Below are 14,164 nucleotides of genomic sequence, written 5' to 3' on the forward strand. Positions count from 1 at the left end.
TTATCACGCACGCCGGGCGGGCCGAACGTTCGAAGTGTCTTCAGAGATACCAGGCGAGCACGGCCTTGAGCCGGGCGTTTTCGATCACTGGCAGCACAACGATCTGGTTCATGCCGGCTGCGCGCGCCCGCTGCGCCGCGATCGATTCATCAACCTTCAGATGCTCGTTGATGGCGGGCATGCCCGTCGACCAGGCGCCGCCGATACTGCCTTCGCCCTTGCGTATCGTGTTTTCAGCATAAAGCGAGGTCAGATCGGCATTCTTGCTGCAATCGCCGGACTGAAATACCAGTTCCGTTCGCGACGGGTTCGGCACCCAGATTTCAAAACGTCTGGCGATCGGCGTTGCCTGCGCGGACAGGAAGGTCATGACCCAGGTCTGATCCGGGGCCGTCGCGTAGGGAATGCCGACGCCGCAATTGATGCCGATTTCGCTCGCTTCCTCCCAACGCAGGAAACTCCTGGCGTTGTGCAGATCCTTGATGATGAGCGGCGTGCCGGCTTTCCAGGCGCGGCCGGGCAGGCCGAACCCGCGCGGGAACTTGGTGTGCCGGGAGTTGAACTCGAACATGTCGGCGGTGCCGTAATAGCCGTCGACCAGGCCCATCTCGTGGGACTTCTCGGGATCGTTGTGCCAGAGTTCGATAGCGCCGACGTGCTTTTCGTCGTCACCGCAGAACAGCACCATCACGGCCATCAGGAACTCGCCGGCAAAGACCGGCAGCGCCACGCCGCAGGTCAATCCGGCTTCGATCGCTTCGTCCGTGCGCTTGAAGTAGGAGTTTGCAAATTTTGTGAGGATGACGGGATGGCCGCTGGCCCAGGCTTTGCCGGGCAGCCCTTCGTCATAGGCGAACAGCGCATTTTCGCTGACGGCCTTGAACTCCGAATACTCTTCGCTGCAAAGACAGCCGCCGAATTCCAGGCGGGTGCGGGTCCGGTCGGGCACCCACAATTCAACCACTCGAATGAACGTCTTCATCGGGACGCACCTGTCGCTACGCCTGACATTAGCATCGGCGATTTAGCGGCGGGATGTGCGAACAAATTACAGGCAGGCTCCGCCCAAAGATCGTGCGGAGCCGGCGTGCCTGACGGACGGATGAGCAATCAATCTCGATAAGACGGATCAGTCCGGTCGAGCTTGCGCAGCAGCGCCGGCCAGGCGAGGTCGCCGTTACGGGCGCCCCGGCCGGGCTTCGGCAGCATCCGTTCATAGGTGTCTTCGAGGATCGCTTTCGGCGGGTAGATCAGTTTCGTGTTGCAGGATAGTGCCATGACTTGCACCTGGCACGCGCGCTCAAGCCGGAACAGGACATTGAAAGCAGCAGGCACGGTACGGCCGACGACGAGCAGGCCGTGATTGCGGAGGATCATGGCTTCATTGTCGCCGAGGTCTCTCACCAGCCGCTCGCGCTCGTCGACATTGTCGGCGATGCCTTCGAAATCGTGATAGGCGATGTGGAGAAACCGCATCGAGGTCTGCGCCAGCGGCAACAGCCCGCACTCCATCGCCGAGACCGCCATGCCGGCCGGCGTGTGCGTATGCGCCACGCAGTCCACGTCGTGCTTGGCCATGTGGATGGCGCTGTGAATTACGAAGCCGGCGACGTTGACGTCATAGCCGGAGGCGTTGAACAGCGTGTTGCCCTCGACGTCGACCTTGATCAGGCTGGACGCGTCGATTTCCTCGTAGAGCATCCCGTAGGGGTTGATCAGGAACTGGTCGGTTCTCCCCGGCACCCGGCACGAGATGTGGTTGGCGATCATCTCGGTCATGCCGTACATCGCGGTGAGGCGGTAGCAGGCCGCGAGATCGACCCGTGCCTGCCATTCTTCCGCGCTCACCTGTTCGCGGACCGATTTCACAACCTTGACGGCGGGTGAACTGACGGGAGGATTCATGGCGTTTCTCCGCGGGGAGGAATTATCGCGCCGGACGCGTTGCCGGTCATTTGTGTCAGGATAACTGGAAAATTTGCTCTGCTACAAGGCGAGCACTGCAAACGTTATTGCAGGTCTGTCGGCTGAAATTCGAATACGCTGAGGCAGCGAAGGAGGTGAATGTCATGACCGAAGGACGCTACCGGTTGATCGGCTCGACGGCATCGCCCTATGCGATCAAGCTTCGCGCCTTGCTGCGATACCGAAGAATTCCGTTCGACTGGGTCATCATGACCAAGGCGATGCGCAAGGCGACCGAGCATTTGCGGCCCAACCTGATCCCGGTGCTGCAATATCCCGACGGTAGCTACCGCGGCGAGACTACGGCGCTGGCTTACGATCTGGAGAGCCGCCACAAGGAACGCTCCGTTATTCCCGATGACAAGGCGGTCGCGTTTATCTGCGATCTCTTGGAAGACCTCGCCGACGAATGGGCGGTGAAGCCGCTGTTTCTCTATCGCTGGTGGGATCCAGAAGATCAGGCCTATGTCTCGCGCTGGGCCGGCGAGGAATGGTCGGTGTCGGAGGCCGAAACCGGCAGCGCGGAGGAAATCGAGCAATTCCGGCAGCGGCAGATTTCGCGCATGGTCATTCTTGGCGCGACGGAGGAAAATAAGCCTCTCCTGGAAGAGAGCTACTTGCGGATACTGGCCGCGTTCGAGCCGCATGTCGGCATGAGCAATTATCTGTTCGGCAGCCGGCCGTCGCTCGCCGATTTCGCCTGGTTCGGCCAGCTCAGCGAGATGGCGACCGACCCGACGCCGATGCGGATCATCCGCGCGAAAGCGCCGTTCACCGATCATTGGGTGCGGCGGCTGGATGATGCATCGGGGGTAGAAGGGCAGTGGTATCCACGCGAACAAGCGCTCGGCGGCATGGTCGAGGCGTTGTTGAAGATATCAGGCGAACTCTATCTGCCGTTCCTAGTCGCCAACGCCGAAGCCTTTACCAAGGGCGTTGAACGGTTGGAGATGAATGTTTGGGGCCTGCCTTATGCGCTGGCTCCATTCAAATATCAGGTGAAGTGCCTACAGCAGCTTCGCGGCAAGTTTGCAGCGCTGGATACGGAGAGCAGGGCGGCGTTGCGGCCGGTGCTGGAGCGCACCGGATGCTGGCAGCATTTGGCGAGCGGCTAGCTTGAACCGCGAGGCCCGTGACGTCACATCCGGTGGCGGCTGCCCAGCGCCATCGCGATCGATTCCGGGTTTCTGATGCGCTCGATCAACATGTCGATGCGATCGCCGCCCCAGAACAATTCGCCGTTGAAGACCATGGTCGGCACGCCGAACACGCCGAGCGCTTCCGCTTCATCGATGATGCGGTCGTGCTCCGCCCGCGCCGGACCGTGGACGTAGGCTTCGAATTCTTCTGCTGAGCCACCAATCGAGGCGATCACGTCCGAGATTGCCGAAAGCTCGTCGATTTCGAGATCGTGACTCCAGAAGCGCCGGAATACCGTATCGTGATAGGGGCGAAACAGGCCGTGGCGCTGCGCGAACAGCATGCCGGAGCTGGAATAAAAAGCGTCGTAGATGCGCCGCGGCCCTTTCATGGTGAGGCCTTGCGCGTTGGCGAAGCGACGCGCGTCCATATAGGCGTAGCGCACCTTGCGCCAGAAATGCGGCGTGCGCTTCTCCACCGTTCCCATGAATTCAGGAATGCGCAACGTGTAAGGCAGCCATTCCAGTTCGACGCCAAAAGTTTGCTCGAGCTCAAACAGCCGTTTGTTGGCGACAAAGGCGTAAGGGCTCTTGTAATCGGTGTAGATTCGTACGCGCGGCTTTTCCATGGCGTGTCCTTGCTCGATCGGATCAGTATCTGCGATCCGAATAGAGCATGGAACCATGCGGCGCGGTTTTGATATTGCAAAAACGAATGGGCCCCGGTGCATGAAAGCATCGCGGGGCCCTACATCTTCGTTATAGGCGAAGGATTTCTGGTAGACACCAGTAGATCTCAGGATCCGCAGCGCGTGGCCTTGGCGCTCCAGTCCTGCGGATATGTTCGGATTGTAGAAGGCGCGATGAGGCTGGCAGCTGCTTATGACCTCGAACGCACCCGGACCTTGCGCTGAGCAAGGTCACCGGTCTGATCCGGTGGCGTCATGCTCCTCTCCAAGAGTTGGCCCAACGGACTTGTGTCCGCTCCCGCTGCGTGTCGTCTCGATCATCTAACCGGGGCGCCAATGCCTGCTAGAGTGAGGAGCCACCCGCTCCGTGACTTCAACAGGTGCAGCACCGAAATGCTGCGGCAGATGCCGGCCGGTGTCAAGCCATCCCAAAGTCAACTCGCGCGACCGGTTCCCGGGAACAGTTGTCAGAGTTTTGTCTGGCGGTAGTCCCGTAGGTCGGGGTCGTGCGTCATTGCCCAGTAATCCACAAACCGCCATGGCATCGCCGAAAACACCCGACCCTTGCTGTTGCGGTAGTAGGTGGTCATGCCGGGGTGAGTCCAGATCAACTGCTCATGCTCGGCATCAACTTGTCTGATGTACTGATCGTGCGCCTCGGCGCGAACATCGATCGCGGCGATGTCTTGCTCGATCATCTCGACGAGACAGGCCGAGATATAGCGGCTCTGGCATTCCGACTGGAAGATCACGCTGCCGCCATGCGCGGGACCTGAATTGGGGCCGAGCATCACGAAAAGATTCGGAAAGTCCGGCACGGTGAGGCCAAGGTAGGCGGTCGGGTTGTCGTTGGCCCAGGCCGTCTTCAGGTTCTTGCCGTCGCGTCCCGTGATGTTGAGGCGAGCGGCCATTTCCGTGACCTTGAAGCCGGTCGAGATAACGACGATTTCCGCAGGCCGCAGCTTGCCGTCGTCGGCGACGATGCCGTCGCGTGCGAAATGGTCGATCTTGTCGGTGACCAGTTCGACATTCGGCTTCGTCAGCGTCTTAAACCAGTTGTTATCGAGCAGGATGCGCTTGCCATAGGGCGGATAGGTCGGCACGCATTTCTCGATCAGGTCGGGACGATCCCTCAATTCGGACAGGATGAAATCCGTCAGTTCCTCACGATGCCGGTCATTGCCCTTGTTGACGGCGCGCTCGGGGTGCGGCCAGTCGGGATCCTTGCGCAGAAACGGCAACAGGCCGTCGCCGTAGCGCCAGAACATGTTGAAGCGATACCACTGCACATAGAACGGCAGGTGCGCGAGCAGCCATTGCGCGCCCTCGGTGATGGGATCGCAATAGCCTGCAACCGGACGCGCCCATTGCGCGGTCCGCTGATAGACGGTGACCGAGGCGACACGGTCCGCGATCGACGGCACCAGTTGCATGGCGGTCGCGCCGGTGCCGATGACGGCAACGTGCTTGCCGTCGATCTTGACGTCGTCGGACCACAAAGCGGAGTGCAGCGTCAGGCCGTTGAAATCTTCCTCGCCCTTGAAGTGTGCCGGGTGCGGGTCGTTAAGCTGGCCGATAGCGCTGACCAACGTAGTCGATTCAAATATCTCCTCGCCATTGGCGGTCTTCAACGTTGAGATCCAGCGCCGCTTGCTCTCGTCCCAGCGCGACGACGTCAGTTCCGTGTTGAGGCGGAGATGCTTTCGAATGTCGTGTTCGAGCGCGACTTTCTTGAGATAGTCGAGCAATTCCTGGCGCTGGGCGAAATAGCGTGTCCACGGATTACGCCGGCCGAACGAGAACGAGTACGAATGGTTCGGTGTATCGACGCCGCAGCCGGGATAGCGATTGACATACCAGGTGCCGCCGAGCTCGTCGTTCTTCTCGACGATGGTGTAGGGAATGCCGAGCCGGCCAAGCGCGACGCCCAGTGCGATGGCGCAGACGCCCGCGCCGACGATCAATACATGCTGCTGCGCCAGCTTCTCGTTCGACGGCGGCTTGGTCCAGCGCGCCTCCCGGGGAATAAAGCCCATTTCCTCGCGCATCAGCGGCGCATATTCCGGCGCAACGTGCTCGCCAAGCGTCGTGCGCATCATCTTCAGCATCAGCTCGTTGCCGGGGTCGGTGACGACCGGCTTCGGTTCGCCGCTCGCGAACAGCTTCAGCACCGCGGCGCGGATCTCGGCCTGGATCTCCGGAGGGACACCAGCGTGCGGATTCGGAATCAGGCGTACGTCGCGCTTCGGCTTGTAGGGCGGCTCCAGCCAGCGTTCATCGCCGGTCATATGGACCAGCACCATCAGCAGCACGCGGATATCGCCCTCGGCAATCGCCGACGACAGATCGAGTTTCTTGCGCGGTAGCTCGATATTCATGCTGGTTCCCTCGTTTACGCGCCTGGCGCCTCCGGCAAGCCGCCATAGGCGGCCCAGGTGGTGCCGGCGATATAGCCGGCATCGACGGGCAGGTTGATTCCGGTGACGGCGCTGCTCATCGGCGAAAGCAGCCACGCAATTGCCTGCGCGACCTCGATCGGCTCGACCAGCCGGTTCATCGCGGTCGGGCTTTCCAGCCATTTCTGGTTCAGCGCCCCCGAAGCGATGCCGGCTTCCAGCGCCACGGTGCGCGTGAAGCCGGGCGAGACCGCGTTGACGCGAACGCCGCTGCGGCCCCATTCGGCGGCTAGCGTCTGCGTGATCTGAATGACGCCGGCCTTCGCCGCCGTATAGGCATGGATCGGGCCCGACGTCATGCCGGCAACGGAGGCGACGTTGACGATCGCGCCGTGACGGCGCTCGGCCATCTTCACGCCGGCGCCGCGGGCGACCAGAAACGTGCCGCGCAGGTCGATATTGACCTCACGGTCCCATTGATCCATCCGCACGCGCTCGATTCGGTGCATCTTGCCGAAGACTCCCGCGGCGTTGACGAGGCCTACTATCGGACCATGCGCGGCCTCGATATCGGCGATGCCGCTGACGACGGCGCTTTCGTTCGCGACGTCGAATGGGGCTGGCCAGAGGATGACTTGCGTCCCCGCCAGCGGCTCCGGCGCGATGTCAGTGACAACCACGCGCCGGCCTTGTTCGGCCAAGAGCGTGGCGGTTGCGGCGCCAATGCCGCGGCTGCCACCGGTGACGAGGACGATACCCTCAGCGGTCATTGCTATTGCCTTCATCCGGTGTGAACAGGCCGCGTGTGACCAGCTTTCGATAGGCGGAAATGACGTGCTCGGGCGCCGCCGTGACATTGCCGCCAACGTAGGAGTAGCGACGGCTCAGATAACCGCGCGCGCCCATCAGCATGTGAACGATGGCTTCGAACTCCTCGTCGCTATAATCGACGATCGCGCCGGCTTGACGCGCGCGCTGGAGGATACGGACGTAAGCGGTCGCGATATTATCAAGATGCTTCTGGTAGCCGACCGGTGCGAAATGTTCGGCTTCGTTGAGGATGCGCAAAAATTCCGGCACCTCGCGGATGAAGTCGAAGAAGGCGCTGAACCGTTCGATCTCCTGCCTGGCCGCCTGCGCGTTCCCGGTGCGCTCGCGGATGAAATGAACCATGTCGATGCCGATCTTCGGCAGCAACTGGTCGAGCAGTTCCTGGCGGTTTTCGAAATGATTGTAGAACGTGCCCTGGGCGACGCCGGCTTGCTCGGTGATGCGGGCGACGGAAGCCTCGGCGTAACCATACTTGCCGACGACCTTGGTGGCGGCGTCAAATATCTTGCGCTTGGTCCAGGCGTTGCGCTCGACGCGGTTGAGTTTTGTCCCTTTGCCCGATGCGGTTTGCGGAGATTGCGTCATGCGTGGGATTCCAATTCGGCGCGCAGCACGCGCTTTAGGACTTTTCCGGAAGGGTTGCGCGGCAGGCTGTCGCGGATGATGAGTTGCTTCGGCACCTTGAAGTTGGCGAGGCGCGCGCGGCAGTGCTCGGCAACAGCGGACAATTCCAGCGTGGCGCCGTCTCCCAGCACCACGACGGCGACCGGCTTTTCGCCCCAGCGCTCGTCGGGCATGCCTATGACGGCAACCTCGCGCACCTGCGGCAGTTCGTAGATGACGCGTTCCACCTCGGAGGAGGCGATGTTCTCGCCGCCGGAAATGATCATGTCCTTCTTGCGGTCGGTCAGATAGAGAAAGCCGTCTTCATCGAGATAGCCGACGTCGCCAGTGCGGAACCAGTCGCCGAAGAATGCGGCGGCGGTCTTTTCGGGATCCTTCCAGTAGCCTTGCGAGACCTTTGGCCCGCGCATGCAGATCTCGCCGTTCTCGCCGGGTGGCAGTCGACGGCCTGCATCGTCGCGGATTTCGATCTCGACATGGGCGATGGCGCGGCCGGTAGAACCGATCTTTTCGATCTCGCGGCCGGCTTCCATGAAGGTGTCGCCGCCGCAGGTCTCGGTCAGCCCATAGGCGTCGATGTAGCGGGCGTTCTTGAAATAATCGGAGAAGGCGCGAATGCGCACTTCAGGGGTTTTCTCACCGCCGCCGATCGCCCAGCGCAGGCTGGAGACATCATAGCGGTCGCGGGTGGGGCAGGTGAGGATCGCGGTCGTCATGACGGGCGCGAACCATGCGGCGTTGAGCTTCTCCGCCTCGATGGCGGCGAGCGCCTGCTCGGGCTCGAAATCGCGGTGGATGGAAAGCAGGCCGCCATGCCAGAGCGCGGCAATCCCCGGCAGGTCGAGCGCGCCGACGTGGTAGAGCGGGCCGACCACCAGCAATCGCGTTTCCGCGTTCAATCCCAGTGCCAGGGTCTGATCGGCCGATTTCCAGTACAGGTTCTCGTAAGTGAGCATCACGCCCTTGGGGCGGTCGGTCGTGCCTGATGTGTACATCAGCCGCATCAAGTCGCGCGGTTGCCTGACATGCATCGGGGCAGGTGCGATATCGGGCGCGAGAAGGGAGACACTGGATTGCGCTGATGCGTTGAGGAGGACCACCGGCGCGCCGCCAGCGGCGACACCGGCGAGTTCTTCGTCCGCAATCAGGATGCGTGCGCCGGAATTGCCGACGATGTAGCCGACTTCGTCAGCGGACAGGCGATAGTTGATTGGTAAAAACACCGCGCCGATGTGGCTCGCCGCAAACACCAGTTCGAGAAATGCCGTGCTGTTCTTCATCAACACCGCGACGACGTCGCCGGGACCGATCCCGCGCGAGACGAGCCATCCGCCGACCCGGCGGATACGGTCGTCGAATTGGGCATAGGAGATGTCTTCGCCGCGGTATTTCAGCGCACAGCGGTCCGGCGTCCGCCTGGCGTGAAACGCGATGAAGCTCGAAAGGTTGATCATTTCCCGTTCAAAAGGGCGAATTCCTCCGCCCTTTCCCGTTTTATGAATTCTGACTCGTAATTCATCTTTCGCTTGACGTCACCCCCTTTGCTCTGAAATTCTTGGGCCATACGGAGACGACACGATCTCCGGCTGGGATTTTGGGAACGCCAACCCCGTAGGGAGGAAGCAATGACGAGAACCCGCAAACCGGGCGTGAGCCGACGTGCGACGTTGGCGATGATGGGCGCCGGTGCCGTAACATTCGCGGCACCTTGGGTGGCGCGCGCGCAAGCCAAGACCATCAAGGTCGGCATGCCGACCATCCTTTCCGGGCGCGTGGCGCAGCTCGGAACCTCCTCGCGCAACGGGGTGATGCTGGAGATCGAAAAGGTCAATGCCGCCGGCGGTCTGGCTGGACGGCAGATCGAGATGGTGATCCGCGATTCCAAGGGGCAGCCGCAGGAGGCCGCCCGCGTCGCGCGCGAGCTCGTCAATACCGATGGATGCGAAATCCTGATTGACGCAGAAGCATCGTCAGGCGCGTTCGCGGTGCATGAGGTAGCGCGCGATCTCGGCGTGCTCTGCCTTCACACCAACTCGGAAACCTCGGCACTGACCGCCGATCCCAAGCAGCACATCCCCAACGCATTCCGCACCGCGCGCCAGGGCGTGCATGACTCGATCGTCGGCGGCAGCTACGCAGCGGCGATCGCCAAGGCCAAAGGGCTGAAGAAATGGGCCACCTGTTCGCCCGATTACGCCTACGGCCGCGACACCACCGGCGAATACGTGACGTACCTGAAGCGCTTCGCGCCCGACATTGAAATCATCAGCGAATCCTGGCCAAAGCTGTTCCAGCCTGATTACACCGAGGTGGTGACGAAAATCCTGCAGGCCAAGCCGCAGGCGCTATATTCCTGCCTGTGGGGCGGCGATCTCACATCCTATATCGACCAGGCCAACATCTATGCGCTGTTCAGCCAGATGGAGGTGTTTGCGGTCAACATGGCCGACTACACTGCGCTGACGGTCGTGAAGAACCTGCCGAAGGGCATCCACTCCGGCAACCGCTACATCAAGACCTATCCGGCAACCCCGGAGAATGCCGCGTGGGGCGACGCCTACAAGGCGAAATACAACGAGTATCCCACCAACTGGTCATGGGAAAATGCCACCGCGATCATGCTGCTCGCGGAAGCCTCCAAGAAGGCGAACTCAGCCGACGGCAAGAAGATCGCGGAGGCGCTGCGCGGCCTGAAGATCAAGTCGCCATTCGGCGCAGACGGCACCGTTACCATGCGTGCGGAAGACCAGACCCTGGTCGGCTATGCGATCGGCTGGGGGACGACGATCCCGCAGGAACCGTATGTGCCGCAGGTTCAGGCGGGCGACTGGAAGACGATCTTCGAGCTCGAAGCCGAGTGGAAGAAGAGCAAGGGCTACACCTGATCGACCGGCGATAACGGAGGCGACGCAAGCCGCCTCCGTTTCGTTGCGGAATGTTTCTCGCGTGCTGCTCGCTTCGGCATGCCGCAATGGATGCTTCCCTTGGACCTCGACGCGCTTACCGGCTGTCTCGCCAGTTCCGCCTGTCTGGTGACGCAAACCACCAGCGGCTTCATCATCGGCATGTTGCTGTTTCTCGTCGCCGTCGGGCTGACGCTGATTTTTGGCGTGCTCAAGGTCGTCAACTTCAGCCACGGCGCTTTCTACATGTTCGGCGCCTATTTCGCGATGACGGCCTATCAGTTCTCGGGCAGTTTTGCGCTCGCGATGCTGTGCGGCGCGGCGGGGACGGCTATCCTCGGCCTGATCTTCGAGCGCGTGTTCATGAGCCGCGTCTACGGTGCCGACGTGCTGATGCAACTGCTCGTCTGTTACGCCTTCGTGCTGATCTTCGACGATGTGGTGCGAATGATCTGGGGCCCGGAGTTCAAGTCGATGGGGATGCCGGCGGCGTTTCAGGTGGCGCCGCTGTTCATCGCCGGCGGCGTGGTGCCGCCGTATTATCTGCTGCTGATCGGCGTCGCGCTGGCGGCCGCGGTGATCCTCGGGCTCGGCCTTGCCCGCACCAGGATCGGCAAGGTGATCCGGGCAGCCGCGCACAATCCGGGCATGGTGTCTGCACTCGGCATCAACACAGGGCTTATCTATGGCGGGGTATTCGCCCTCGGCGGCATGCTGGCGGGGCTTGCCGGAGCGCTTGCCGCGCCCGTGCGTTCGCTGACGCCGGGCATGGGATTTTCCGTGCTGATCGAATCCTTCATCGTCACCGTGATCGGCGGCATGGGCTCGATCCTGGGGGCGCTGATCGGTGCGCTGCTAATCGGCATGATCCGCTCGTTCGGATCGCTCGGCTTTCCCTTGTTCACGGAAGGGCTGATGTATCTGTTCATGGTGATCGTGCTGGTATCGCGACCGAGCGGCCTGTTCGGCAAGGAGGTCGCATGACCGAGCTGCAGGCCGAGCAGGCTGCCGCGGTGCCACAGCCCGAAGCCGGATTGCAGCGCTCGCGCTATTTCGACGTATTGATCGCGTTGGCGGCCTTTGCCGTGCTGGCGATCCTGCCGATGCTCACCGGCAGCAAGGCACTGCTCGATTTTGTCATACGTTGCTCGGCGTTCGGCCTGTTCGCGACCTCGCTCAACCTGCTGGTGGGTTATACGGGCCTGGTTTCGTTCGGCCATGGCATGTTCTTCGGCCTCGGCGCTTACGGATTTGGCCTGATTATGCAGCGCACTGGCGTCCCGGTCCCGGTTGCCTTTGTCGCAACGCTCGTCATCACCACCATCATCGCTGCCGTGATCGGCGCGATCTGCGTGCGGCTGAAGGAAATCTATTTCGCCTTCGTGACGCTGGCGTTCCAGATGCTGATCCACAGCACGATATTGTCCTGGGTGTCGCTGACCGGCGGCGACCAGGGTCTGCGCGGCGGCATTCCGCGCCCGGCCTTCTTCGGCATCGATCTGTCGAACCATGTGCATCTCTACATCGCGAGTTGCGCGCTGCTGGTGATCGGGCTTCTTTTGATGCGCCAGATCGCGCAATCGCCGTTCGGCTATACCTTGCGGATGATCCGCGACAACGCTAATCGCGCCAGCTTCGTCGGCATCGATGTCTGGCGCGCAAAACTCACGATCTTCGTGCTGGCGGCGTTGTTCGCCTCGACCGGCGGCATCATCATGGCCCTGTTCGTATCGGGCGCTTATCCCGAATTCGCCTACTGGACGATCTCGGGCGAGGGCATCTTCATCAACATGCTCGGCGGTGTCACGACATTCCTCGGACCGATGGTCGGCACAGTGCTGCTGTTGATCCTCAACGACACCGTGACGCGGCTGACCGAGTACTACGGCATCGTGCTTGGTATCGTGATCCTGTTCTTCGCCATCGGCCTGCGAAAGGGCCTGATGGATTTTGTCGTTGAATGGTACACGCAACGCCGCAATGGCCCCGTGGAGTAGCCATGACCGGAAGAACCATTCATTGTCATTCCGGGGCGCGCGTAGCGCGAACCCGGAATTTCGAGATTCCGGGTCTGGTCCTTGCGGACCATCCCGGAATGACGATGTGAGGGAGCGCGGCTAGCCATGCTGGAGATACGCTCCCTTTCCAAATCGTTCGGCGGCGTCAAGGCGACCGACAATGTCACGCTCGATTTTGCCGACGGATCGCTCACCGCCGTGATCGGACCCAATGGCGCCGGCAAGAGCACGTTCTTCAATCTGATTACCGGCGCGCTGAAGCCGGATTCCGGCCAGATCCTGCTCAACGGCGTGGATTTGGCCGGTCGGACGCCGCCCGAGATCGTGCGCTATGGCATCGGCCGGGCATTCCAGGTGGCCAGCATTTTCCCATCGCTGACGGTGCATGAGACGATGCTTGCTGCGGTATGCGCCGATCAGCGCCGCGCCAGCGTGCTGCACCGGCGCTTTCCGCTGGCCGAGACGCGCGACCGCGCCGAGCATGCGATGGAATTGCTGGGGCTGGTGAGCAAACGGAACCGCGTCGCGGCGACGTTGTCGCATGGCGACCAGAAGCTGCTAGATATCGCGCTGGCGCTGGTGCTCGATCCCAAGGTGCTGCTGCTCGACGAGCCGACCGCCGGCATGGGCACCGAGGAGCGGTGGCGGATGATCGACAAGGTGAGGGAGCTCTGGGAGAAGCAGAAGATCACGGTAGTGTTCATCGAGCACGACATGGATATCGTGTTCAAAATCGCACCCGAGATCGTCGTGCTCTGCTACGGCCGCATTCTCGCAACCGGCACGCCGGAAGCGATCCGCCGGAATGAGGCCGTTATCGAGGCCTATCTCGGCAGTGAGCATCACGCCGGAGCCGCGATATGAGTGCACAGCCGGTCGTGCAGGTCGAGGATCTCGACGTCTATTACGGCACCAGCCAGATATTGTTTGGCGTTGGCCTGTCGGTGCGGCAGGGGGAGACCATGGCGCTGCTTGGCCGCAACGGGGCCGGCAAGTCGACCACCATGAAGGCGATCATGGGACTTGCCCCCGCGCATCGGGGCAGGGTCACTTTACGCGGCAAGGTAGTGTCCGGGCTGAAGCCGCATCACATCGCGCGCGCCGGTCTCGGCTTCGTGCCGGAGGATCGCCAGATCTTTCCGGAGCACACGGTCGAGGACAATCTGGCTATCGGCGCCAAGAAGGGGCCCAACGGCGAGGACGAATGGTCGATCCGGCGCATCTATGACGTGTTTCCGCTGCTGGAGCCGCTGCGCTACCGGATTGCGGGCCGGTTGTCGGGCGGCGAGCAGCAGATGCTGGCGATTGCCCGCACGCTGATGGGCAATCCGGCGCTACTGCTGCTGGACGAGCCGAGCGAAGGGCTGGCGCCGATCATCGTGCAGCGGATCGGAGAACTGCTGCGGCAGCTCCGCGGCACCGGGGCGACGGTGCTGATCGCCGAGCAGAACATGCATTTTTGCCTTGGCCTTGCGAGCCACGCGACGGTTATCGACAAGGGCCAGATCGTCTACACATCCGGGATCGAAGAACTGAAAACCAACGATAACATTCGTCAGCGCTACCTCGCGCTGTAGCTTTCGGCCGGCGACCTTCTCA

At 61.8% G+C, this 14,164-nt stretch carries 13 protein-coding genes; 6 read left to right on the plus strand and 7 right to left on the minus strand.

Features of this window, described 5'->3' with window-relative positions:
* Positions 1–40: 40 nt before the first annotated feature.
* Complete coding sequence (locus tag GWE18_RS08230) at positions 41–982, minus strand: GAF domain-containing protein (RefSeq protein ID WP_275185274.1); 942 nt, start codon at positions 980–982, stop codon at positions 41–43.
* A 128-nt stretch (positions 983–1,110) separates the two neighbouring features.
* Positions 1,111–1,905, minus strand: coding sequence for a class II aldolase/adducin family protein (locus tag GWE18_RS08235; RefSeq protein ID WP_275185275.1), 795 nt, complete (start codon positions 1,903–1,905; stop codon positions 1,111–1,113).
* 164 nt (positions 1,906–2,069) lie between these two features.
* On the opposite strand from GWE18_RS08235, the gene GWE18_RS08240 reads away from it, so the two are divergent.
* Complete coding sequence (locus tag GWE18_RS08240) at positions 2,070–3,080, plus strand: glutathione S-transferase family protein (protein WP_275185276.1); 1,011 nt, start codon at positions 2,070–2,072, stop codon at positions 3,078–3,080.
* Positions 3,081–3,103: 23 nt separating this feature from the next.
* Here the strand turns inward: GWE18_RS08240 and GWE18_RS08245 are convergent, their stop codons facing one another.
* The 5 genes from GWE18_RS08245 to GWE18_RS08265 form a co-directional block, all read right to left on the minus strand.
* Complete coding sequence (locus tag GWE18_RS08245; protein WP_275185277.1) at positions 3,104–3,733, minus strand: DsbA family protein; 630 nt, start codon at positions 3,731–3,733, stop codon at positions 3,104–3,106.
* 527 nt (positions 3,734–4,260) lie between these two features.
* The gene (locus GWE18_RS08250) at positions 4,261–6,171 is read right to left on the minus strand and encodes an NAD(P)/FAD-dependent oxidoreductase (RefSeq protein ID WP_275185278.1); all 1,911 of its coding nucleotides are present in this window, start codon (positions 6,169–6,171) and stop codon (positions 4,261–4,263) included.
* 14 nt (positions 6,172–6,185) lie between these two features.
* Positions 6,186–6,959, minus strand: coding sequence for an SDR family oxidoreductase (locus tag GWE18_RS08255; RefSeq protein ID WP_275185279.1), 774 nt, complete (start codon positions 6,957–6,959; stop codon positions 6,186–6,188).
* On the minus strand, positions 6,949–7,605 hold the full coding sequence (locus GWE18_RS08260) for a TetR/AcrR family transcriptional regulator (RefSeq protein WP_275185280.1): 657 nt from the start codon (positions 7,603–7,605) through the stop codon (positions 6,949–6,951). The genes GWE18_RS08255 and GWE18_RS08260 overlap by 11 nt, the downstream gene beginning before the upstream one ends.
* Positions 7,602–9,098: an AMP-binding protein gene (locus GWE18_RS08265; RefSeq protein ID WP_275185281.1), complete on the minus strand. Its 1,497-nt coding sequence runs from the start codon at positions 9,096–9,098 to the stop codon at positions 7,602–7,604. The genes GWE18_RS08260 and GWE18_RS08265 overlap by 4 nt, the downstream gene beginning before the upstream one ends.
* 171 nt (positions 9,099–9,269) lie before the next feature.
* Here GWE18_RS08265 and GWE18_RS08270 point away from each other — a divergent pair, with 171 nt between their 5' ends.
* The 5 genes from GWE18_RS08270 (at position 9,270) to GWE18_RS08290 (ending at position 14,142) form a co-directional block, all read left to right on the plus strand.
* Positions 9,270–10,529, plus strand: coding sequence for an ABC transporter substrate-binding protein (locus GWE18_RS08270; protein WP_275185282.1), 1,260 nt, complete (start codon positions 9,270–9,272; stop codon positions 10,527–10,529).
* 99 nt (positions 10,530–10,628) lie between these two features.
* Positions 10,629–11,531 carry a branched-chain amino acid ABC transporter permease gene (locus tag GWE18_RS08275; protein ID WP_342804235.1) on the plus strand — a complete coding sequence of 301 codons (903 nt, stop codon included), beginning with the start codon at positions 10,629–10,631 and terminating at the stop codon, positions 11,529–11,531.
* Positions 11,528–12,544 carry a branched-chain amino acid ABC transporter permease gene (locus tag GWE18_RS08280; protein ID WP_275185284.1) on the plus strand — a complete coding sequence of 339 codons (1,017 nt, stop codon included), beginning with the start codon at positions 11,528–11,530 and terminating at the stop codon, positions 12,542–12,544. Before GWE18_RS08275 ends, GWE18_RS08280 begins: the two co-directional genes overlap by 4 nt.
* Before the next feature lie 126 nt (positions 12,545–12,670).
* The gene (locus GWE18_RS08285) at positions 12,671–13,429 is read left to right on the plus strand and encodes an ABC transporter ATP-binding protein (protein WP_275185285.1); all 759 of its coding nucleotides are present in this window, start codon (positions 12,671–12,673) and stop codon (positions 13,427–13,429) included.
* Positions 13,426–14,142 carry an ABC transporter ATP-binding protein gene (locus tag GWE18_RS08290; protein WP_275185286.1) on the plus strand — a complete coding sequence of 239 codons (717 nt, stop codon included), beginning with the start codon at positions 13,426–13,428 and terminating at the stop codon, positions 14,140–14,142. Before GWE18_RS08285 ends, GWE18_RS08290 begins: the two co-directional genes overlap by 4 nt.
* Positions 14,143–14,164: the final 22 nt, after the last annotated feature.

Source organism: Bradyrhizobium sp. CSA112, assembly GCF_029051645.1.
Lineage (GTDB): Bacteria > Pseudomonadota > Alphaproteobacteria > Rhizobiales > Xanthobacteraceae > Bradyrhizobium.